The sequence below is a fragment of the Citrobacter braakii genome (assembly GCF_002075345.1).
Classification (GTDB): Bacteria; Pseudomonadota; Gammaproteobacteria; order Enterobacterales; family Enterobacteriaceae; genus Citrobacter; species Citrobacter braakii.
In genome coordinates this window covers 479,536-501,987 of the sequence record NZ_NAEW01000002.1, presented here as the reverse complement: position 1 = coordinate 501,987, position 22,452 = coordinate 479,536, and the positions used below count along the sequence as shown (strand labels likewise).

At 55.4% G+C, this 22,452-nt stretch carries 21 protein-coding genes; 19 read left to right on the top strand and 2 right to left on the bottom strand.

The genetic code is table 11. The features are described 5' to 3' along the window. Positions 1-2 precede the first annotated feature (2 nt). The 10 genes from nuoE to nuoN all read left to right on the top strand — a co-directional run bounded on the left by nuoE (position 3) and on the right by nuoN (position 11,948). Positions 3-503, top strand: a complete 501-nt coding sequence (gene nuoE / locus BZK42_RS06830; RefSeq protein ID WP_003028069.1) for an NADH-quinone oxidoreductase subunit NuoE — start codon at positions 3-5, stop codon at positions 501-503. Continuing rightward, entirely contained in the window at positions 500-1,837 is a 1,338-nt protein-coding gene (gene nuoF, locus BZK42_RS06825; protein WP_016153836.1) for an NADH-quinone oxidoreductase subunit NuoF, read from the top strand. The genes nuoE and nuoF overlap by 4 nt, the downstream gene beginning before the upstream one ends. Before the next feature lie 80 nt (positions 1,838-1,917). Then, a complete protein-coding gene (gene nuoG, locus BZK42_RS06820) occupies positions 1,918-4,644 on the top strand; it encodes an NADH-quinone oxidoreductase subunit NuoG (protein WP_046275945.1) in 2,727 nt (908 codons plus the stop codon). Next, the gene (gene nuoH / locus BZK42_RS06815) at positions 4,641-5,618 is read left to right on the top strand and encodes an NADH-quinone oxidoreductase subunit NuoH (RefSeq protein ID WP_016153834.1); all 978 of its coding nucleotides are present in this window, start codon (positions 4,641-4,643) and stop codon (positions 5,616-5,618) included. The genes nuoG and nuoH overlap by 4 nt, the downstream gene beginning before the upstream one ends. A gap of 14 nt (positions 5,619-5,632) precedes the next feature. Next, on the top strand, positions 5,633-6,175 hold the full coding sequence (gene nuoI, locus BZK42_RS06810; protein WP_005129470.1) for an NADH-quinone oxidoreductase subunit NuoI: 543 nt from the start codon (positions 5,633-5,635) through the stop codon (positions 6,173-6,175). 11 nt (positions 6,176-6,186) lie between these two features. Further along, a complete protein-coding gene (nuoJ, locus tag BZK42_RS06805; protein WP_016153833.1) occupies positions 6,187-6,741 on the top strand; it encodes an NADH-quinone oxidoreductase subunit J in 555 nt (184 codons plus the stop codon). After that, a complete protein-coding gene (gene nuoK, locus BZK42_RS06800) occupies positions 6,738-7,040 on the top strand; it encodes an NADH-quinone oxidoreductase subunit NuoK (RefSeq protein WP_006683663.1) in 303 nt (100 codons plus the stop codon). The genes nuoJ and nuoK overlap by 4 nt, the downstream gene beginning before the upstream one ends. Continuing rightward, on the top strand, positions 7,037-8,878 hold the full coding sequence (nuoL, locus tag BZK42_RS06795) for an NADH-quinone oxidoreductase subunit L (RefSeq protein ID WP_016153832.1): 1,842 nt from the start codon (positions 7,037-7,039) through the stop codon (positions 8,876-8,878). Before nuoK ends, nuoL begins: the two co-directional genes overlap by 4 nt. Positions 8,879-8,954: 76 nt before the next feature. Beyond that, positions 8,955-10,484 carry an NADH-quinone oxidoreductase subunit M gene (gene nuoM, locus BZK42_RS06790; RefSeq protein ID WP_016153831.1) on the top strand — a complete coding sequence of 510 codons (1,530 nt, stop codon included), beginning with the start codon at positions 8,955-8,957 and terminating at the stop codon, positions 10,482-10,484. Between the two features lie 6 nt (positions 10,485-10,490). Beyond that, complete coding sequence (gene nuoN, locus BZK42_RS06785; protein WP_016153830.1) at positions 10,491-11,948, top strand: NADH-quinone oxidoreductase subunit NuoN; 1,458 nt, start codon at positions 10,491-10,493, stop codon at positions 11,946-11,948. 92 nt (positions 11,949-12,040) lie between these two features. Here nuoN and BZK42_RS06780 read toward each other — a convergent pair whose 3' ends face one another. Together BZK42_RS06780 and rbn are read right to left on the bottom strand one after the other, a co-directional pair. After that, positions 12,041-13,045: a chemotaxis protein gene (locus tag BZK42_RS06780; RefSeq protein WP_016157041.1), complete on the bottom strand. Its 1,005-nt coding sequence runs from the start codon at positions 13,043-13,045 to the stop codon at positions 12,041-12,043. Between the two features lie 64 nt (positions 13,046-13,109). After that, on the bottom strand, positions 13,110-14,027 hold the full coding sequence (gene rbn, locus BZK42_RS06775) for a ribonuclease BN (RefSeq protein WP_047359224.1): 918 nt from the start codon (positions 14,025-14,027) through the stop codon (positions 13,110-13,112). 67 nt (positions 14,028-14,094) lie between these two features. Between rbn and BZK42_RS06770 the strand changes: the two genes are divergently transcribed. The 9 genes from BZK42_RS06770 (at position 14,095) to pmrD (ending at position 22,452) form a co-directional block, all read left to right on the top strand. After that, a complete protein-coding gene (locus BZK42_RS06770) occupies positions 14,095-14,556 on the top strand; it encodes a GNAT family N-acetyltransferase (protein WP_016153827.1) in 462 nt (153 codons plus the stop codon). A gap of 63 nt (positions 14,557-14,619) precedes the next feature. Further along, positions 14,620-14,925, top strand: a complete 306-nt coding sequence (elaB, locus tag BZK42_RS06765; RefSeq protein ID WP_003027683.1) for a stress response protein ElaB — start codon at positions 14,620-14,622, stop codon at positions 14,923-14,925. A 104-nt stretch (positions 14,926-15,029) separates the two neighbouring features. Continuing rightward, positions 15,030-16,328 carry an isochorismate synthase MenF gene (menF, locus tag BZK42_RS06760; RefSeq protein WP_080858936.1) on the top strand — a complete coding sequence of 433 codons (1,299 nt, stop codon included), beginning with the start codon at positions 15,030-15,032 and terminating at the stop codon, positions 16,326-16,328. An 84-nt stretch (positions 16,329-16,412) separates the two neighbouring features. Beyond that, positions 16,413-18,083 carry a 2-succinyl-5-enolpyruvyl-6-hydroxy-3-cyclohexene-1-carboxylic-acid synthase gene (gene menD, locus BZK42_RS06755; protein ID WP_080858935.1) on the top strand — a complete coding sequence of 557 codons (1,671 nt, stop codon included), beginning with the start codon at positions 16,413-16,415 and terminating at the stop codon, positions 18,081-18,083. Next, positions 18,080-18,838, top strand: a complete 759-nt coding sequence (gene menH, locus BZK42_RS06750) for a 2-succinyl-6-hydroxy-2,4-cyclohexadiene-1-carboxylate synthase (protein ID WP_075847724.1) — start codon at positions 18,080-18,082, stop codon at positions 18,836-18,838. The genes menD and menH overlap by 4 nt, the downstream gene beginning before the upstream one ends. A gap of 14 nt (positions 18,839-18,852) precedes the next feature. Beyond that, on the top strand, positions 18,853-19,710 hold the full coding sequence (menB, locus tag BZK42_RS06745) for a 1,4-dihydroxy-2-naphthoyl-CoA synthase (protein ID WP_003027671.1): 858 nt from the start codon (positions 18,853-18,855) through the stop codon (positions 19,708-19,710). Then, on the top strand, positions 19,710-20,672 hold the full coding sequence (menC, locus tag BZK42_RS06740; protein WP_016153823.1) for an o-succinylbenzoate synthase: 963 nt from the start codon (positions 19,710-19,712) through the stop codon (positions 20,670-20,672). The genes menB and menC overlap by 1 nt, the downstream gene beginning before the upstream one ends. Continuing rightward, entirely contained in the window at positions 20,669-22,093 is a 1,425-nt protein-coding gene (menE, locus tag BZK42_RS06735; RefSeq protein WP_046275932.1) for an o-succinylbenzoate--CoA ligase, read from the top strand. Before menC ends, menE begins: the two co-directional genes overlap by 4 nt. Before the next feature lie 95 nt (positions 22,094-22,188). Continuing rightward, positions 22,189-22,452: a signal transduction protein PmrD gene (gene pmrD / locus BZK42_RS06730; protein WP_016153821.1), complete on the top strand. Its 264-nt coding sequence runs from the start codon at positions 22,189-22,191 to the stop codon at positions 22,450-22,452.

Here is a 22,452-nt window from a genome sequence, read left to right as displayed (position 1 = left end):
TTATGCACGAGAATCAACAACCACAAACCGAGGCTTTTGAGCTGAGTGCGGCTGAGCGTGAAGCGATTGAGCACGAGAAGCACCACTACGAAGACCCGCGTGCGGCGTCCATTGAAGCGCTGAAAATCGTTCAGAAACAGCGTGGCTGGGTGCCGGATGGGGCGATCTATGCGATCGCTGATGTGCTGGGGATCCCGGCAAGCGACGTAGAAGGTGTTGCCACGTTCTATAGCCAGATCTTCCGCCAGCCGGTAGGTCGCCACGTGATCCGCTATTGCGACAGCGTGGTGTGCCATATCAACGGCTATCAGGGGATCCAGGCTGCGCTTGAGAAAAAACTCAACATCAAGCCGGGGCAGACGACCTTTGACGGTCGTTTTACGCTGCTCCCGACCTGTTGCCTGGGGAACTGCGATAAAGGGCCGAACATGATGATCGATGAGGATACTCATGCTCACCTGACCCCGGAAGGCATTCCCGAACTGCTGGAGCGGTATAAATGAAAGACATTATCCGTACTCCCGAAACGCATCCGCTGACCTGGCGTCTGCGTGATGACAAACAGCCGGTCTGGCTGGACGAATACCGTAGCAAGAACGGCTACGAAGGTGCACGTAAGGCCCTGACCGGGCTGTCACCGGACGAAATCGTTAATCAGGTAAAAGACGCTGGCCTGAAAGGGCGCGGCGGTGCGGGCTTTTCCACCGGTCTGAAGTGGAGCCTGATGCCGAAAGACGAATCCATGAACATCCGTTACCTGCTGTGTAACGCCGATGAAATGGAGCCGGGTACCTATAAAGACCGTCTGCTGATGGAACAACTGCCGCACCTGCTGGTGGAAGGCATGCTGATCTCCGCGTTTGCGCTGAAAGCGTACCGTGGTTACATCTTCCTGCGTGGTGAATATATCGAAGCGGCTGTGCATCTGCGTCGCGCGATTGCCGAAGCAACCGAAGCCGGCTTGCTTGGCAAAAACATCATGGGCACCGGTTTCGACTTCGAACTGTTTGTCCACACCGGGGCAGGGCGCTATATCTGCGGTGAAGAGACGGCGCTGATCAACTCCCTTGAAGGTCGTCGTGCTAACCCACGCTCTAAGCCGCCGTTCCCGGCAAGCTCTGGCGCTTGGGGTAAGCCGACCTGCGTTAACAACGTCGAAACCCTGTGTAACGTACCAGCTATCCTCGCGAACGGCGTGGAGTGGTACCAGAACATTTCGCAGAGCAAAGACGCTGGCACCAAGCTGATGGGCTTCTCAGGTCGCGTGAAGAACCCTGGCCTGTGGGAACTGCCTTTCGGTACTACCGCGCGCGAGATCCTCGAAGATTACGCGGGCGGCATGCGTGATGGCCTGAAATTCAAAGCCTGGCAGCCGGGCGGCGCGGGTACTGACTTCCTGACTGAAGCGCACCTCGATCTGCCGATGGAATTCGAAAGCATTGGTAAAGCCGGTAGCCGTTTGGGCACCGCGCTGGCAATGGCCGTCGATCACGAGATTGGCATGGTTCCTCTGGTGCGTAACCTCGAAGAGTTCTTTGCCCGCGAGTCCTGCGGCTGGTGTACGCCGTGCCGTGACGGTCTGCCGTGGAGTGTGAAAATTCTGCGCGCGCTGGAGCGTGGCGAAGGCCAGCCTGGGGATATCGAGACGCTTGAGCAACTGTGTCGTTTCCTCGGCCCGGGTAAAACCTTCTGTGCACACGCACCGGGTGCGGTGGAGCCGCTGCAGAGCGCCATTAAATATTTCCGCGAAGAATTCGAAGCTGGCATCAAGCAGTCCTTCAGCAATACCCATCAGATTGGTGGTATTCAGCCGAACCTGCTGAAAGAGCGCTGGTAATAGCAGGGTAACCCTGAATCGCGATCAGAAATTCGATTAACGCTCGGTTTTAGACCGAGCCAACTGGAAGCATGCTGACTATGGCTACGATTCATGTAGACGGCAAAGAATATGAGGTCAACGGAGCGGACAACCTGCTGGAAGCTTGTCTGTCTCTCGGCCTTGATATTCCGTACTTTTGCTGGCACCCGGCGCTGGGAAGCGTCGGTGCTTGCCGCCAGTGTGCGGTGAAGCAATATCAAAACGCGGAAGACACGCGTGGTCGCCTGGTGATGTCTTGTATGACACCGGCCACCGAAGGCACCTTTATTTCAATTGATGACGAAGAAGCGAAGCAGTTTCGCGAAAGCGTAGTGGAGTGGTTGATGACTAACCACCCGCACGACTGTCCGGTCTGTGAAGAGGGCGGTAACTGCCACCTTCAGGATATGACCGTCATGACCGGTCATAGCTTCCGTCGCTACCGCTTCACGAAGCGTACTCACCGCAACCAGGACCTGGGGCCGTTCATCTCTCACGAAATGAACCGCTGCATCGCCTGCTATCGCTGCGTACGTTACTACAAAGATTACGCCGATGGCGCGGATCTGGGCGTCTATGGCGCGCATGACAACGTCTACTTTGGTCGTCCGGAAGACGGTACGCTCGAAAGCGAATTCTCCGGTAACCTGGTGGAAATTTGCCCGACCGGCGTCTTCACCGATAAAACGCACTCCGAGCGTTATAACCGTAAATGGGACATGCAGTTTGCGCCGAGCATCTGCCAGCAGTGTTCTATCGGTTGTAACATCAGCCCGGGCGAGCGCTACGGTGAACTGCGTCGTATCGAAAACCGCTACAACGGTACCGTTAACCACTACTTCCTCTGCGACCGTGGTCGTTTTGGCTATGGTTACGTGAACCTGAAAGACCGTCCGCGTCAGCCGGTACAGCGTCGTGGCGATGACCTGATCACGCTGAACGCCGAACAGGCGATGCAGGGCGCGGCAGATATTCTGCGTCAGTCGAAGAAAGTGATTGGTATCGGCTCCCCGCGTGCCAGCGTTGAAAGTAACTTCGCGCTGCGTGAACTGGTCGGTGCGGATAACTTCTATACCGGTATTGCCCAGGGCGAGCAGGAACGTCTGCAACTGGCTCTGAGCGTGTTGCGTGACGGCGGTATTCATACCCCGGCACTGCGCGAAATCGAGTCATACGATGCGGTTCTGGTCCTGGGCGAAGATGTCACCCAAACCGGCGCGCGCGTTGCGCTGGCAGTGCGTCAGGCGGTGAAAGGTAAAGCGCGTGAAATGGCGGCGGCGCAGAAAGTGGCCGACTGGCAGATTGCGGCAATCCTCAACATCGGCCAGCGCGCCAAGCATCCGCTGTTCGTTACCAACGTCGATAACACCCGTCTGGATGATATCGCGGCATGGACCTACCGTGCGCCGGTTGAAGATCAGGCGCGTTTAGGTTTCGCTATCGCCCATGCACTGGATAACAACGCACCGGCGGTTGACGGTATCGACCGTGACCTGCAAAACAAAATTGACGTCATCGTTCAGGCTCTTGCCGGGGCGAAGAAACCACTGATTATTTCCGGTACCAACGCCGGTAGCGCCGACGTGATTCAGGCTGCTGCCAACGTGGCGAAGGCGCTGAAAGGCCGTGGCGCAGACGTCGGGATCACCATGATTGCTCGCTCTGTCAACAGTATGGGGCTGGGTATGATTGGCGGTGGTTCCCTCGACGACGCGCTGACCGAACTGGAAACAGGTCGTGCTGACGCCGTTGTGGTGTTGGAAAATGACCTGCATCGCCATGCTTCAGCAATGCGTGTGAACGCCGCGCTGGCGAAAGCGCCGCTGGTACTGGTCGTTGACCATCAGCGCACGGCTATTATGGAAAATGCCCATCTGGTGCTTTCCGCCGCTAGCTTCGCCGAAAGCGATGGTACGGTAATTAACAACGAAGGGCGCGCCCAGCGTTTCTTCCAGGTCTATGACCCATCCTACTACGACAGCAACACCGTAATGCTGGAAAGCTGGCGCTGGCTGCACTCGCTGCACAGTACCGTGCAGAGTCGTGAAGTGGACTGGACGCAGCTCGACCATGTTATCGACGCGGTCGTTGAGAAGTTACCGCAGTTGGCGGGTATTAAAGATGCCGCGCCGGATGCAAGCTTCCGTATCCGTGGACAGAAACTGGCACGTGAACCGCACCGCTACAGTGGTCGTACCGCAATGCGCGCCAACATCAGCGTCCACGAACCGCGCCAGCCGCAGGACAAAGACACCATGTTCGCTTTCTCTATGGAAGGGAACAACCAGCCGTCTGCGCCGCGTTCACAAATTCCGTTTGCCTGGGCTCCGGGCTGGAACTCCCCACAGGCGTGGAACAAGTTCCAGGATGAAGTGGGCGGTAAACTGCGTCATGGCGATCCGGGCGTGCGTCTGATCGAAGCTTCTGCAGATGGTCTGGATTACTTCACAACCGTTCCGGCGAGCTTCCAGGCTCAGGATGGTCAGTGGCGTGTCGCGCCTTACTATCATCTGTTTGGTAGTGACGAAATGTCCCAGCGTGCGCCTGTCTTCCAGACCCGTATGCCGCAGCCGTACATCAAACTCAACCCGGCTGATGCCGCGAAGTTGGGTGTTAATGCCGGTACGCGCGTATCTTTTAGCTACGATGGCAACACGGTTACGCTGCCGGTTGAAATCGCTGAAGGATTAACGGCAGGGCAGGTTGGTTTGCCAATGGGTATGCCTGGCATCGCGCCGGTTCTGGCTGGTGCACGTCTTGAGGATCTGCAGGAGGCACAACAATGAGTTGGATTACACCCGATCTGATTGAGATCCTGCTGAGCGTTCTCAAAGCGGTCGTGATTCTGCTGGTGGTGGTCACCTGCGGGGCATTCATGAGCTTTGGCGAACGTCGTCTGCTCGGTCTGTTCCAGAACCGTTACGGACCGAACCGTGTTGGCTGGGGCGGTTCGCTCCAGCTGGTTGCGGACATGATCAAGATGTTCTTTAAAGAAGACTGGATCCCGAAATTCTCGGATCGCGTCATCTTTACCCTGGCACCGATGATCGCCTTCACCTCGCTGCTGCTGGCTTTCGCCATCGTGCCGGTGAGTCCGAACTGGGTGGTTGCTGACCTGAACATCGGGATCCTGTTCTTCCTGATGATGGCAGGCCTCGCGGTATACGCGGTGCTGTTCGCAGGCTGGTCCAGTAACAACAAATACTCGCTGCTCGGTGCGATGCGCGCGTCTGCGCAGACGCTGAGCTACGAAGTATTCCTCGGACTTTCCCTGATGGGCGTGGTGGCGCAGGCCGGTTCATTTAACATGACCGACATCGTCAACAACCAGGCTGATATCTGGAACGTTATTCCGCAGTTCTTTGGTTTTGTCACCTTTGCCATCGCGGGCGTGGCGGTGTGTCACCGTCACCCGTTTGACCAGCCAGAAGCCGAGCAGGAACTGGCCGACGGTTACCACATTGAATACTCCGGTATGAAATTCGGTCTGTTCTTCGTGGGTGAGTACATCGGCATCGTCACCATTTCTGCACTGATGGTTACCCTGTTCTTCGGTGGCTGGCATGGTCCGTTCTTACCGCCATTCGTCTGGTTCGCGCTGAAAACCGCGTTCTTCATGATGATGTTCATTTTGATTCGTGCGTCGTTACCGCGTCCTCGTTATGACCAGGTAATGTCCTTCGGCTGGAAAGTCTGTCTGCCGCTGACGCTCGTCAACTTGCTGGTAACGGCGGCTGTCATTCTCTGGCAGGCGCAATAAGGGACACAAAGACCATGACCTTAAAAGAATTGTTAGTAGGTTTCGGCACCCAGGTACGCAGTATCTGGATGATCGGCCTGCATGCGTTCGCGAAACGCGAAACGCAGATGTATCCGGAAGAGCCAGTCTATCTACCGCCCCGTTTTCGTGGTCGTATCGTTCTGACCCGTGACCCGGACGGCGAAGAACGCTGCGTTGCCTGTAACCTGTGTGCAGTAGCGTGTCCGGTAGGCTGTATCTCTTTGCAAAAAGCAGAGACCAAAGATGGCCGCTGGTATCCGGAGTTTTTCCGCATTAACTTCTCACGCTGCATTTTCTGCGGCCTGTGCGAAGAAGCCTGTCCGACAACGGCTATTCAGCTGACTCCAGATTTCGAGCTGGGTGAGTACAAGCGCCAGGACCTGGTTTACGAGAAAGAGGATCTGCTGATCTCCGGTCCGGGTAAATACCCGGAATATAACTTCTACCGGATGGCAGGTATGGCAATCGACGGCAAAGATAAGGGCGAAGCAGAGAACGAAGCCAAGCCTATCGACGTCAAGAGCCTGTTACCGTAAGGAGAGGGGCAATGGAGTTCGCTTTTTATATCTGTGGCCTGATAGCCATTCTCGCAACCTTGCGGGTGATCACCCACACCAATCCGGTACACGCACTGCTGTACCTGATTATTTCGCTGCTGGCGATTTCAGGGGTGTTCTTCTCGTTAGGTGCTTACTTCGCGGGGGCGCTGGAAATAATCGTCTACGCGGGCGCCATCATGGTGTTGTTCGTGTTCGTGGTCATGATGCTCAACCTCGGTGGTTCTGAAATTGAACAGGAACGCCAGTGGCTGAAACCGCAGGTGTGGATTGGACCGGCGATTCTGTCGGCCATCATGCTGGCGGTTATTGTTTATGCCATTCTGGGTGTTAACGATCAGGGCATCGACGGGACGCCGATTAGCGCGAAAGCTGTCGGTATTTCCCTGTTCGGACCGTATGTACTGGCGGTCGAGCTGGCTTCGATGCTGCTGCTGGCAGGTCTGGTTGTGGCCTTCCACGTAGGGCGCGAAGAGCGTTCTGGTGAAGTGCTGAGCAATCGCACCGATGACCGCGCGAAAAGAAAAACGGAGGAGCACGCATGATCCCCTTACAACATGGACTGATCCTCGCGGCTGTCTTATTCGTACTGGGCCTAACCGGTCTGGTTATCCGCCGCAATCTGCTGTTTATGCTGATCGGGCTGGAAATCATGATTAACGCCTCCGCGCTGGCCTTCGTGGTCGCCGGAAGCTACTGGGGCCAGACCGATGGTCAGGTGATGTATATTCTCGCCATCAGCCTTGCGGCTGCTGAAGCGAGCATTGGACTTGCGCTGTTGCTGCAACTTCATCGCCGTCGCCAGAACCTGAACATCGATTCAGTAAGTGAGATGCGTGGATGAACATGCTTGCCTTAACCATTATTCTGCCATTTATTGGCTTTGTATTACTGGCGTTCTCTCGCGGTCGTTGGTCAGAAAATCTGTCCGCGACCGTGGGCGTCGGGTCGATTGGCCTGGCGGCGCTGGTGACCGCGTTTGTTGGCGTTGACTTCTTTGCTAATGGTCAACAGGCCTACAGCCAGCCGCTGTGGACGTGGATGTCTGTCGGTGACTTCAATATCGGTTTTAACCTGGTGCTGGACGGCCTGTCGCTGACCATGCTCAGTGTGGTGACCGGTGTGGGTTTCCTGATCCACATGTTCGCCTCCTGGTATATGCGCGGTGAAGAGGGATACTCCCGTTTCTTCGCCTACACCAACCTGTTTATCGCCAGCATGGTGGTTCTGGTACTGGCGGATAACCTGCTGCTGATGTACCTCGGCTGGGAAGGCGTGGGCCTGTGCTCCTATCTGCTGATCGGTTTCTATTACACCGATCCGAAGAATGGCGCTGCGGCAATGAAAGCCTTCGTGGTGACCCGTGTGGGTGACGTGTTCCTCGCCTTCGCATTGTTTATCCTTTACAACGAGCTGGGCACGCTGAACTTCCGCGAAATGGTGGAACTGGCACCTGCTCACTTTGCAGATGGTAACAACATGCTGATGTGGGCAACCCTGATGCTGCTGGGCGGTGCGGTGGGTAAATCCGCGCAGTTGCCGTTGCAGACATGGCTTGCTGACGCGATGGCAGGTCCGACGCCTGTCTCCGCGCTGATCCACGCCGCGACGATGGTTACCGCCGGTGTCTACCTGATTGCACGTACTCACGGCTTGTTCCTGATGACGCCGGAAATCCTGCATCTGGTGGGGATTATCGGGGCTATCACTCTGGTACTGGCTGGTTTCGCCGCGCTGGTACAGACCGACATTAAACGCGTTCTCGCGTACTCCACCATGAGCCAGATTGGTTATATGTTCCTGGCTCTCGGGGTTCAGGCGTGGGACGCGGCGATTTTCCACCTGATGACGCACGCCTTCTTTAAAGCGCTGCTGTTCCTGGCATCCGGCTCGGTTATCCTGGCCTGTCACCACGAACAGAACATCTTCAAGATGGGCGGTCTGCGTAAGTCTATTCCGCTGGTGTATCTCTGCTTCCTGATCGGTGGCGCGGCGCTGTCGGCTCTGCCGCTGATTACCGCAGGCTTCTTCAGTAAGGATGAGATTCTGGCCGGTGCGATGGCGAACGGTCATATTAATCTGATGGTTGCAGGTCTGGTCGGTGCGTTCATGACCTCTCTGTACACCTTCCGTATGATTTTCATCGTGTTCCACGGTAAAGAGCAAATTCACGCTCACGCAGGGAAGGGGATTACACATCATCTGCCGCTGATTGTGCTGATGATCCTGTCCACCTTCGTTGGCGCACTGATTGTGCCACCGCTGCAGGGTGTACTGCCTGCGACGACCGAGCTTGAGCATGGTCGCGTGATGACCCTGGAAATTACCTCCGGTATCGTCGCGATTGCAGGCATTCTGATCGCTGCATGGCTGTGGCTGGGTAAACGTACTCTGGTGACGTCGATTGCCAACAGTGCGCCAGGCCGTCTGCTGGGTACCTGGTGGTATAACGCCTGGGGCTTCGACTGGCTGTACGACAAAGTGTTCGTCAAGCCGTTCCTGGGCGTTGCATGGCTGCTGAAACGCGATCCGCTGAACGCAATGATGAACATTCCGGCGATCCTTTCCCGCTTTGCAGGTAAAGGCCTGTTGTTAAGCGAGAACGGCTATCTGCGTTGGTATGTAGCATCAATGAGCATCGGTGCCGTCGTTGTGCTGGCTCTGTTGATGGTACTGCGTTGATCGTAAAGTGAATTTTATCCAAATTCGTTGAAAATCAGGCCTCTATTAGGGGCCTTAAAAAGGAATAAAAATCGCCATGTTACTACCCTGGCTAATATTGATTCCCTTTATCGGTGGCTTCCTGTGCTGGCAGACCGAACGCTTTGGCGTGAAGGTGCCGCGTTGGATCGCGCTGATTACCATGGGACTGACGCTGGCGCTTGGCCTGCAACTTTGGTTGCAGGGCGGCTATTCACTGACGCAATCCACTGGCATTCCGCAGTGGCAGTCTGAGTTTGTCCTGCCGTGGATCCCACGCTTTGGCATCTCGATTCATCTTGCTATCGACGGTCTGTCGCTGCTGATGGTGGTGCTGACCGGCCTGCTCGGTGTTCTGGCGGTACTTTGCTCCTGGAATGAAATCGAAAAATACCAGGGCTTTTTCCACCTGAACCTGATGTGGATCTTAGGCGGCGTAATCGGCGTGTTCCTTGCCATCGACATGTTCCTGTTCTTCTTCTTCTGGGAAATGATGCTGGTGCCGATGTACTTCCTGATCGCGCTATGGGGGCATAAAGCCTCTGACGGTAAAACGCGTATCACGGCAGCAACCAAGTTCTTCATTTATACCCAGGCGAGTGGTCTGGTGATGTTGATTGCCATCCTGGCGCTGGTGTTTGTGCACTACAAAGCGACCGGCGTGTGGACTTTCAACTATGAAGAATTACTGAATACTCCGATGTCCCACGGCGTGGAATACCTGCTGATGTTGGGCTTCTTCATCGCTTTCGCGGTGAAAATGCCGGTGGTTCCGCTGCACGGCTGGTTGCCGGATGCTCACTCCCAGGCACCGACCGCAGGTTCCGTTGACCTGGCAGGTATCTTGCTGAAAACCGCAGCCTACGGTCTGCTGCGCTTCTCCCTGCCGCTGTTCCCGAATGCGTCAGCGGAGTTTGCACCTATCGCAATGTGGCTTGGCGTCATCGGCATCTTCTACGGCGCGTGGATGGCCTTTAATCAGTACGACATCAAACGTCTGATTGCTTACACCTCCGTATCCCACATGGGCTTCGTTCTGATTGCTATCTACACCGGCAGCCAGCTGGCATACCAGGGTGCGGTGATTCAGATGATCGCGCACGGCCTGTCCGCAGCCGGTCTGTTCATCCTGTGTGGTCAGCTGTACGAACGTCTGCACACGCGTGATATGCGTATGATGGGCGGCCTGTGGGGCAAAATGAAATGGTTGCCTGCGCTGTCAATGTTCTTTGCAGTGTGTACGCTGGGTATGCCGGGTACAGGTAACTTCGTTGGCGAATTTATGATTCTGTTCGGCAGCTACCAGGTGGTTCCGGTTATTACCGTGATCTCGACATTTGGTCTGGTGTTTGCTTCTGTTTACTCGCTGGCGATGCTGCATCGCGCTTACTTTGGTAAGGCGAAGAGCCAGATTGCCAGTGTTGAACTGCCAGGGATGTCGCTGCGTGAGCTGTTTATCATCCTGTTGCTGGTCGTGCTTCTGGTACTGCTTGGCTTCTATCCGCAGCCGATTCTGGATACCTCGCATTCTGCGATGAGCAACATCCAGCAGTGGTTTGTTAATTCCGTTACTACTACAAGGCCGTAAATCGCCATGACAATAACTCCACAACACCTGATTGCGCTGCTACCGCTGCTGATCGTCGGCTTGACGGTGGTGGTTGTGATGCTCTCCATTGCGTGGCGACGCAATCACTTCCTCAATGCCACGCTGTCGGTCATTGGGCTTAACGCCGCACTGGTTTCGCTCTGGTTTGTTGGCCAGGCGGGCGCTATGGACGTCACCCCGCTGATGCGGGTTGACGGTTTCGCCATGCTCTACACCGGGCTGGTGCTGCTGGCGAGTCTTGCCACCTGTACCTTCGCTTACCCGTGGCTGGAAGGCTACGACGACAACCGGGAAGAGTTCTATCTGCTGGTGCTGATTGCCGCGCTCGGCGGTATTCTGCTGGCTAACGCTAACCATCTGGCGGCGCTGTTCCTTGGTATTGAGCTTATCTCTCTGCCGCTGTTTGGTCTGGTTGGCTATGCGTTCCGTCAGAAACGTTCGCTGGAAGCCAGTATCAAATACACCATTCTGTCTGCCGCAGCGTCTTCCTTCCTGCTGTTTGGTATGGCGCTGGTGTACGCGCAGTCTGGCAACCTGTCGTTTGTTGCGCTCGGTAAGAGCCTCGGCGACGGTATGCTGCAAGAACCGCTGCTGCTGGCGGGCTTCGGTCTGATGATTGTTGGCCTCGGCTTTAAACTCTCGCTGGTTCCATTCCACCTGTGGACGCCAGACGTATACCAGGGCGCTCCGGCTCCGGTTTCCACCTTCCTGGCGACGGCGAGCAAAATCGCTATCTTCGGCGTGGTGATGCGTCTGTTCTTGTACGCACCGGTAGGTGATAGCGAAGCGGTACGGATCGTGCTGGGTGTGATTGCCTTTGCTTCCATTATCTTCGGTAACCTGATGGCGCTGAGCCAGACCAACATCAAACGTCTGCTTGGTTACTCTTCTATCTCTCACCTCGGTTACCTGCTGGTGGCGCTGATTGCCCTGCAGAGCGGCGAGATGTCGATGGAAGCGGTTGGCGTTTACCTGGCCGGTTATCTGTTCAGCAGCCTCGGTGCTTTCGGTGTGGTCAGCCTGATGTCCAGCCCGTACCGCGGTCCGGATGCAGACTCTCTGTTCTCCTACCGTGGTCTGTTCTGGCATCGTCCAATCCTCGCGGCGGTGATGACGGTGATGATGCTGTCTCTGGCGGGTATTCCGATGACGCTGGGCTTTATCGGTAAGTTCTACGTACTGGCGGTGGGTGTGCAGGCTAATCTGTGGTGGCTGGTTGCCGCCGTGGTGGTGGGTTCCGCGATTGGTTTGTACTACTACCTGCGCGTTGCCGTGAGCCTGTACCTGAGCGCACCGCAGCAGTTGAATCGCGATGCGCCGTCCAACTGGCAGTACAGCGCGGGCGGTATTGTGGTGCTGATTTCTGCCCTGCTGGTACTGGTGCTGGGTATCTACCCGCAACCGTTGATCAGCATCGTGCAGTTAGCGGCTCCGCTGATGTAATTCATCATGCTGTGATCGAAAAAGAGTCTGGACAATGTCCAGACTCTTTTTTTTACCTGTCTATACTCGTCATACTTCAAGTTGCTGGAGCGTCAGGCCGAAAGTTGACGGCTCACCAGCGGGCCGCTGATGCCTTTCGCTGTGCGATCCATCACTTCCTGAATTACTGAAGACAGCTCATTGACTTCGAATTTGGCCACGTAACCATCAGCTTTCACTCGGCGTACGTGATCTTCATTGGCGCTACCGGAAAGTGAGGAGTGGATAACGACCGGGATCTTCTTCAGGCGTTCGTCGGTTTTTATCTTACGGGTAAGCGTAAAACCGTCCATCTCCGGCATTTCCAGATCGGTGAGCACCAGCGCAATCTTCTCGCTGATTGGTTTACCTTCCGCTTCTGCTTCTTCAGATAGCTGTTGTATCTTTTCCCACGCATCCTGGCCCGTCACATGCATCAAGTGTGGGATCTCCATGGCGTTAAGCCCTTTTTCCAGCATCGCGCGAGCCACTTTGGAATCATCAGCCACAATCGCCACCGCACCCGGCGTAATGTTGAACTTATTGGTTTTCAGCTCTGTTGCGCGCAGGTCGTGGTTCGACGGTACGATGTCGTACAGGATCTGTTCGACATCGAGCACCAGCGCCAGATTGTTAGTCTCTTTGTTGTCGTCCAGACAGGCGATACTGGTAATGTAGCGACCATTGACGGCTTTCTCGGCGGTATGCACCTGTTGCCAGTCCAGACGCATAATGTTTTCTACCGACTCTACCGCAAACGCCTGAACGCTGCGGGCATATTCCGTGATCAACAGGATGTTGAGTCCGGTCTCTGGCTTACAGCCCGCGACGGCAGGCAGATCAATCACCGGGATCACCTGATCGCGAATGTTAACCATACCCAGCAACGGGGCTTTCATACCTGCGGGACGCGTAAAGGTCGGCATCGGTACGATTTCACGCAGTTTGAATACGTTGATGCCAAACAGTTCTGATTTCTGCTCCTCGACGGATTTGCCAAGGCGAAACAGCAGCAGTTCAAAACGGTTAGACAGGGTTAGGTTTGTCCTGTCATCAATATCTTTCTGGAAATTGTTCATCCTGTCCTCAGTGTGAAAGCCAGCCTTTCCACTGTTATCGGCACTGAGGCGGAAAAATGGAGCATTAAACGGTGAAAATGGCGAAATCGTGAGCCAGTTCAGTGTCTGGAAATATCGCTTTGCACTCTTCGAGTAATCGCTGACAGCCTTTTTCATCGTAGCGTGAACTAACGTGGGTCATGATCAGGCGTCCCACTCCGGCCTCAAGCGCCAACTGGGCGGCTTGTCGGGTCGAGCTGTGACCGCGGCTGTTGGCTTTTTCCTCCATTGAGGAGTCCAGTGTGGTTTCATGTACCATCACATCCACACCGCGTGCCAGTTCAATGGCGGACGCGCAAGGTCCTGTGTCGCCGAAAATAGCCACAGATTTTCCTCTGGTGGCAGGGGCGAGAAAATCGGCACCGTTAATCGCTCGACCATCCTCCAGCACGATGGTTTTCCCGGCTTTCAAATCCTGGAACCACGGGCCCGCTTTAACACCAGCCGCCTTCAAGGCGCTGGCGTCAAGTGCCCCCGGTTTGTCGTGTTCTTCAACACGAAAACCGTAGCACTCCAGCGGATGCTCCAGCGGGTACGCCGTTACTTTACGCAGGCCGTCATCAACAATTTCACCCGCGGTGATTTCGACAATATCCAGCGGATAATCGGTCCAGGAGCCGCTCAAACGCAAAGCCGTTTCGGTAAACTCTCGCAATCCCTTTGGTCCGTAAAGCGTCAGTGGCTGGACGTTCCCGGCCATTGAGCGACTGCACAGCAGCCCCGGTAAACCAAACAGGTGATCGCCGTGTAGATGGCTGATAAAAATACGTTCGAGTTTTCCTGGGTTAAATGGCGTGGTCAGCATCTGATGCTGCGTTCCTTCACCACAATCGAAAAGCCACAGCCCCGCCTGAGTCGGGTGTTGCAGATTCAGTAAAATTGCCGTTACATTGCGTGAGCGCGTGGGGACTCCCGCAGACGTGCCTAAAAATAGTAATTCCATCTTCGCGTTACACTTTTCGCCATCAATAAGGCAGGGTGTTCAGGTTATCACAACAAAGGGGCAGACTATGATTCACTGGCAAGATCTCCACCATGCAAAGCTCAATACACAGCAGCTGTACGCCATTCTTGAGCTTCGCTGTGCGGTATTTGTTGTTGAGCAACGGTGTCCGTATCAGGATGTGGATGGTGATGACCTGAGTGGTGAAAATCGGCACATTCTGGGTTGGCATAACGATGAACTGGTGGCGTATGCGAGGATTCTGAAAAGCGATGATGAGCTTGAGCCGGTCGTCATTGGGCGGGTGATCGTAAGCGAAGCGCTGCGGGGTGAAAAATTGGGGCAACAGCTAATGACTCAGACGCTGGCCTCCTGTACGCAGCATTGGCCGCACAAGGCGCTGTATCTGGGGGCGCAGGCACATTTGCAATCATTCTATGCGCGCTTTGGCTTTGTGCCGGTCACGGATATTTATGACGAAGACGGTATTCCACACGTCGGAATGGCGCGGGAAGCACATCAGGCGTAAACAGGCGCAAACACGCCTGATTGTCTATAGTTAGCGGGTACGTCAATAGAAAGGGAGAATAAAATGTCTTTTCATTCTTATGAATCACGTATCGATGACGATCTGGAATTATTGAGTGAAACGCTGGAGGAGGTGCTGCGTTCTTCCGGCGATCCAGCCGATCAAAAATACCTTGAGTTAAAAGCGCGGGCAGAGCGGGCGTTAGAAGAGGTGAGAAATCGCGTCAGCCACGCCTCTGACAGCTACTATTACCGCGCGAAGAAAGCCGTTTGCCGGGCGGATGATTATGTGCATGAAAAACCCTGGCGCGGAATCGGCGTTGGCGCCACGGTCGGTTTAGTGATGGGATTATTGTTAGCACGGCGATAAATTCCATTCCGTCAGCGCATTTGTACGTACTCCCTAACTGGGGGTACTGCTTTTTCTGCTCAGTACCCCGTATAATGTGAGGTTTTTAACAGGGAGAGGTCCGCGTGCATTCAATTACTACTGCGCTGGAAAGTCTGATGCGTCATTTGTCGCAAGAGATACCAGCAGCACCTGGAATTCGTATTTACGATATCCCTTTCCCACTGAATGATGCGTTTGACGCTTTAGGATGGCTGGCCAGTCAACCTGTCTGGCCCCAGTTTTACTGGCAACAGCGTAATGGCGATGAAGAAGCCGCCGTACTGGGCGCTGTTGCTACATTTTCCTCGCTCGAATTAGCCCAGCATTTTTTACATCAGCATAATGATAATCCTGACCTGCGTATCTGGGGCCTGAATGCCTTTGAGCCTCAGCGCGGCCATTTGTTATTGCCACGGCTGGAGTGGCGACGTTGCGCGGGGGTGGCGAGCTTACGCTTACATCTTTTTAGCGACGTGTCGCTGCGTGAAGACGCCGCGCAGGCGGTGGCGTTTATCTCATCGCTCGCCAACGTAAAGCCGCTGCCCGCATTGCGTCTGCGTTTGACGGGAGAACAGAACTGGCCGGATAAAACTGGCTGGACAGACCTGATAAAGCTCGCCACGCAAACGATCAATGGGGAACAGCTCGATAAGGTCGTGCTGGCGCGGGCGACCGATTTACAGTTTTCTCAGTCGGTTAACGCCGCGGCCGTGATGGCTTCCAGTCGTCGTCTAAACCTGAACTGCTACCATTTCTTTATGGCGTTCTCCGCAAAGTGTGCGTTTCTTGGTTCTTCCCCTGAACGTCTGTATCGGCGGCGTGACACGGCGCTGCGCACCGAGGCGCTGGCGGGAACCGTTGCCAACCACCCTGAGGATCATCGGGCCTGGCAGTTGGGGGAATGGCTAATGAAAGATGATAAAAACCAGCGCGAGAATATGCTGGTGGTCGAAGATATTTGCCAGCGTCTGCAAGGCTGTACGCAAACTCTTGATGTGCTGCCGCCACAGGTGCTTAGACTGCGCAAAGTGCAGCACCTGCGCCGCTGTATCTGGACGGAACTGAATCAGGCTGATGATACGCTTTGTCTGATGCAGCTCCAGCCCACGGCGGCAGTCGCAGGTATTCCGCGTGAGCTGGCGCGTGAATTTATCCAACAAAATGAACCGTTTGAACGCGAGTGGTATGCCGGTTCTGCGGGTTACCTTTCTCTGCGCCAAAGCGAGTTTTGCGTGTCATTACGGTCGGCGAAAATTAGTGAAAATGTGATACGCCTGTATGCCGGGGCAGGGATCGTGCGTGGTTCAGATCCTGAACAGGAATGGCAAGAAATAGACAATAAAGCGGCAGGACTGCGCACTTTATTACAGATGGAAGGGTAATGAGTTGTATATTACCGACTCATATCAAAAATCCATTTATTCGATTCTTTATACTGTGTCGCAATATTGATACCGGACAATCTCATGTCAGTAAGCGCATTTAACCGACGCTGGGCGGCGGTCATTCTGGAAGCACTCACTCGCCACGGCGTCAGGCATGTCTGCATTGCCCCTGGCTCTCGTTCTACACCGTTGACTCTGGCGGCTGCGGAAAACCCCGCTTTTATTCACCATACTCATTTTGATGAGCGTGGCCTTGGGCATCTGGCCTTAGGTCTGGCAAAAGTCAGCCGGCAGCCTGTCGCTGTGATTGTGACGTCCGGTACGGCGGTGGCAAATTTGTATCCCGCGTTGATTGAAGCGGGCCTGACCGGTGAAAAGCTGATTCTACTCACGGCTGACAGACCTCCTGAGCTTATCGACTGCGGCGCTAACCAGGCGATTCGTCAGGCCGGAATGTTTGCCTCGCATCCATCGCAAACGCTCTCTTTACCGCGCCCGACCCAGAACATTCCGGCTAGTTGGCTGGTATCCACCATTGATAACGCCTTAGCTGCGCTGCATAGCGGGGCGGTTCATATCAATTGCCCATTTGCGGAACCGCTGTATGGCGACATGGACGAAACGGGGATTGACTGGCAGCAGCGCCTTGGCGACTGGTGGCAGGATGATAAACCCTGGCTGCGTGAAGCGCGTCGACTGGAAAGCGACAAACAGCGTGACTGGTTTTTCTGGCGACAAAAACGCGGCGTTGTTGTTGCAGGCCGCATGAGCGCGGAAGAGGGCAAAAAGGTTGCGCAGTGGGCGCAGATGCTAGGCTGGCCGCTGATTGGCGATGTTCTGTCGCAAACCGGACAACCTTTGCCGTGCGCCGACCTGTGGCTGGGGAATGCGAAAGCGGTCACTGAATTACAGCAGGCGCAGATTGTGGTGCAGCTTGGCAGTAGCCTGACCGGAAAACGGCTCCTGCAATGGCAGGCCAGCTGCGATCCGCAGGAATACTGGATTGTCGATAATATCGAAGGCCGCCTCGATCCGGCTCACCATCGTGGGCGCAGACTGGTAGCGACGGTTAGCGACTGGCTGGAGTTGCATCCGGCGGAGAAACGTCAGCCCTGGTGCGTGGAGATCCCACGCCTGGCGCAACTGGCCTGGCAGGCGGTAGAAGCCCGTCGCGACGCGTTTGGTGAAGCGCAATTAGCCCACCGTATCCGCGAATACTTGCCGGAGCAGGGGCAACTGTTCGTGGGCAACAGTCTGGTGGTGCGCCTGATTGATGCGCTGTCGCAGCTTCCGGCGGGTTACCCGGTCTATAGCAACCGTGGCGCGAGCGGCATTGACGGCCTGCTGTCAACGGCAGCAGGCGTACAGCGCGCCAGCGCGAAATCGACGCTGGCTATCGTCGGCGATTTATCTGCGCTGTATGACCTCAATGCGCTGGCGTTATTGCGCCAGGTTTCCGCGCCGTTTGTCCTGATAGTGGTCAATAATAACGGCGGGCAAATTTTTTCCCTGTTGCCGACGCCAGCAAGCGAACGCGAACGGTTCTACCTGATGCCGCAGAACGTGCATTTTGAGCATGCTGCCGCCATGTTTAACCTTAAATACCAGCGCCCGGAAAACTGGGAGCAACTGGAGAGCGCGCTGACTAACGCCTGGCGTACTCCGGCGGCAACGGTGATTGAGCTGGTGGTAAACGAAACTGATGGGGCGCAAACCCTGCAGCAACTGCTGGCGCAGGTAAGCCATCTATGATCCTGCACGCGCAGGCGAAAGTGGGCCAGACGGGATTTCCCTGGCTGGTTTTCCTGCACGGTTTTTCCGGTGATTGTCGGGAATGGCAGACGGTTGGCGAAGCGTTTAAGAATTATTCGCGGCTGTATATCGACCTGCCGGGACATGGTGGCTCCGCTGACATCAGCGTGAGCGGATTCGACGACGTAAGCGCTTTGCTGCGTAACACGTTGCTTAGTTACAACATACTTAAATACTGGCTAGTAGGCTACTCTCTTGGCGGCAGAGTCGCGATGATGGCGGCTTGTCAGGAGATGCCAGGACTGTGCGGTCTGGTGGTTGAAGGTGGACATCCAGGCTTGCAAAGTGAGGAGGCGCGCGTTCAGCGTCGTCTCTCTGATGGTCGCTGGGCTGCGCGTTTTCGCGCTGAGCCGTTGTGCGAGGTGTTTATTGACTGGTATCAACAGCCGGTTTTTTCCTCGCTGAATGCGGCGCAAAGGGAAGCGCTGGTCGCACTGCGTAGCCAGAATAACGGGCATACGCTGGCAGCGATGCTGGATGCCACCTCGCTAGCCGTACAACCTGATTTACGTGCGCAACTCACTACGCGCACATTTCCGTTTTATTATTTATGTGGTGAACGTGACGATAAATTCCGCGCTCTGGCGGCGGAAATATCCGTACCAAGCCATGTGATTCGTAATGCCGGACACAACGCGCATCGGGACAATCCCGCTGGCGTAGTGGACTGTCTGGCTCAGATTCTGCATCGCTGACTATAGGACATTTTATGATCTATCCTGATGAAACAATGCTTTACGCACCGGTAGAATGGCACGATTGCTCTGAAGGCTACACCGACATTCTCTACGAGAAATCCACCGACGGTATCGCAAAAATCACCATTAATCGTCCGCAGGTACGCAATGCCTTCCGTCCGGTCACCGTGAAAGAGATGATCCAGGCGCTGGCGGATGCTCGCTACGATGACAACATTGGCGTGATTATTCTGACCGGTGCTGGCGACAAAGCGTTCTGCGCAGGTGGCGATCAGAAAGTGCGCGGTGACTACGGCGGATACCAGGATGATTCCGGTGTGCATCACCTGAACGTACTGGACTTCCAGCGCCAGATTCGTACCTGTCCGAAGCCGGTAGTGGCGATGGTTGCAGGCTTTTCCATCGGCGGCGGCCATGTGCTGCACATGATGTGTGACCTGACCATTGCGGCTGAAAACGCCATCTTCGGCCAGACCGGTCCGAAAGTTGGTTCCTTCGATGGCGGTTGGGGTGCCTCTTACATGGCGCGTATTGTCGGTCAGAAAAAAGCGCGTGAAATCTGGTTCCTGTGCCGTCAGTACGATGCGAAGCAAGCGCTGGATATGGGCCTGGTAAACACCGTGGTTCCGCTGGCCGATCTGGAAAAAGAGACCGTACGCTGGTGTCGTGAAATGCTGCAAAACAGCCCGATGGCGTTGCGCTGCCTGAAAGCTGCACTGAACGCCGACTGCGATGGTCAGGCTGGTCTGCAAGAACTGGCGGGTAACGCCACCATGCTGTTCTACATGACGGAAGAAGGTCAGGAAGGCCGTAACGCCTTTAACCAGAAACGTCAGCCGGATTTCAGCAAATTTAAACGGAATCCGTAATGCGTAGCGCGCAGGTATACCGCTGGCAGATCCCCATGGACGCGGGGGTGATTCTGCGCGACAGGCGGTTAAAAACGCGTGATGGGCTGTACGTTCGCCTTTGTGACGGCGAGCGCGAAGGGTGGGGAGAGATCTCCCCGCTGCCGGGCTTCAGTCAGGAGAGCTGGGAAGAGGCGCAAACCGAGCTGCTGGCCTGGGTCAACGGCTGGCTACAGGGGGATTCTTCCTTACCGCAGCTGCCTTCGGTCGCCTTTGGCGCAAGCTGTGCGCTGGCCGAACTGGCTGGCGTATTGCCAGAGGACGCAGACTACCGTGCAGCGCCGCTGTGTACGGGCGATCCTGATGATCTGGTACTGCAACTGGCGGACATGCCGGGTGAAAAAGTAGCGAAGATCAAGGTCGGACTGTATGAAGCGGTTCGCGACGGTATGGTCGCCAACCTGCTGCTTGAGGCTATCCCGGAGCTGCATTTGCGACTTGACGCCAACCGAGCCTGGACGCCGTTGAAAGCCCAGCAGTTCGCGAAGTACGTTAATCCAGAGTACCGCGGGCGCATCGCTTTTCTCGAAGAGCCATGCAAAACCCGCGATGACTCTCGTGCTTTTGCGCGTGAAACCGGCATTGCCATTGCCTGGGATGAAAGCCTGCGTGAAGCGGATTTCATCTTCGAAGCCGAAGAGGGCGTCAAGGCAGTGGTTATCAAACCTACGCTGACGGGCAGTCTCGATAAAGTGCGCGAACAGGTGGCAGCGGCGCATGCGCTTGGTCTCACCGCTGTTATTAGTTCGTCGATCGAGTCGAGCCTGGGCTTAACCCAACTGGCGCGAATTGCCGCCTGGCTGACGCCGCAGACCATTCCGGGGCTGGATACCCTGAGCCTGATGCAGTGCCAGCAGGTACGCACCTGGCCGGGTAGCGCATTGCCGTGTATCGATGTTGATGCGCTGGAACGCCTGCTATGACCCAGCGGGAAATGCCCGATAGCGTAAGCATATCGGGCCTGGTACAACCCGATGACTGGCCGTGGCGTCACTGGCGACAGGTTCGTGCAGAGGTGCCTGCTCTACGCCTCAACGATGAAGTATTAAGCTGGAGCGAGCTCTGCACGCGCGTTGACCATCTGGCCAGCGGTTTTGCCGCTCAGGGCGTGGAAGAGGGCGATGGTGTCCTGCTTCGCGCCTGGAATCATCCACGTGCTTTGCTGGCCTGGCTGGCATTGCTGCAATGTGGGGCGCGGGTTTTACCTGTGAACCCACAGCTGCCTCAATCGCTGCTTGACGCGCTGGTCCCGGGCTTAACGCTGCGTTTTGCGCTGGATCTTGAGGCAGCTAATGTTCTCACGGGACTCCATCCGTTGCAGATGCAGGCAGTGCCAGGCAAGCATGCCGCCGCGTGGTTACCCCAGCGGTTGAGCACGATGACGTTAACCTCAGGTTCTACCGGATTGCCAAAGGCAGCGGTGCATACCTGTCAGGCTCATCTGGCAAGCGCGCAGGGCGTGTTGTCATTAATGCCGTTTGACGCTGAAGATGACTGGCTGCTCTCGCTGCCGCTGTTTCATGTTTCCGGCCAGGGTATTTTGTGGCGTTGGTTGTTTGCCGGGGCACGAATGACCGTGCGCGACAAGCAACCATTGGAGCAAATGCTGGCTGGATGCACTCATGCTTCGCTGGTGCCCACGCAGCTGTGGCGCCTGCTGGTCAACAAAACGGCGGTAACGCTCAAAGCAGTGCTCCTGGGTGGCGCGGCAATTCCTGTTGAATTGACGGAACAGGCGCGCGAGCAAAGGATTCGCTGCTGGTGCGGTTACGGTTTAACGGAGTTTGCTTCTACAGTCTGTGCGAAAGAGGCGGATGGCCTGGCGGATGTGGGGTCGCCCCTGGCAGGCAGAGAAGTCAGAATCGTTGATGGTGAAGTCTGGCTGCGTGCCGCCAGCATGGCACAAGGTTACTGGCGTAACGGGCAGCTGATTCCTTTAGTAAATGCGGAAGGCTGGTTTGCCACCCGCGATCGCGGGGTGTTGAAGGACGGCAAGTTAACCATTGTCGGTCGGATGGACAATCTGTTCTTTAGCGGCGGGGAAGGCATACAGCCGGAAGAGGTGGAACGCGTGATTGCTGCACATCCGCATGTTCTGCAAGCCTTCATTGTGCCGATAGAAGACAAAGAGTTTGGTCATCGCCCGGTGGCGGTCGTTGAGTATGACACCAATGCGGGTGACACAAATCTGGCAGAGTGGGTGAAAGATAAGCTGGCCCGCTTTCAGCAACCGGTATGCTGGCTGACATTGCCACCCGAACTAAAATCCGGAGGGATTAAAATCTCTCGTCGTGCGCTGTCAGATTGGGTAAGTGCTTCATTGTTAAAATTAAGCAAACAGTAATTACATTTCTCACTTTCGCCATTGAGTCGCTATTGTCATTTTGTTTATCTGCTAAAGTGTAACCTGTTGTGAAATTTTTTAACAAAAGGTGCGCTATGGAATGGCATGTGAAGAAGTCTTGCTGTCACAAAAAAGCAGGCAGGCTCTATATCGTACTTTGTGATAGCGGCGGTTCGCTAAAGATGCTGGCTGAGGCGCAATCTTCCGAGTGGGTTAAGCCCGGAGACCTCCTTTCACCGCTGAAAGATGCACTGTATTGCATTAATCGCGATACCTCACGGTTAATCAAAATAGTTGATGCCAGACAGTACATGTGCGACGAATGGGAACGCCTGTTACGACTGTCTGAAGATAAATAA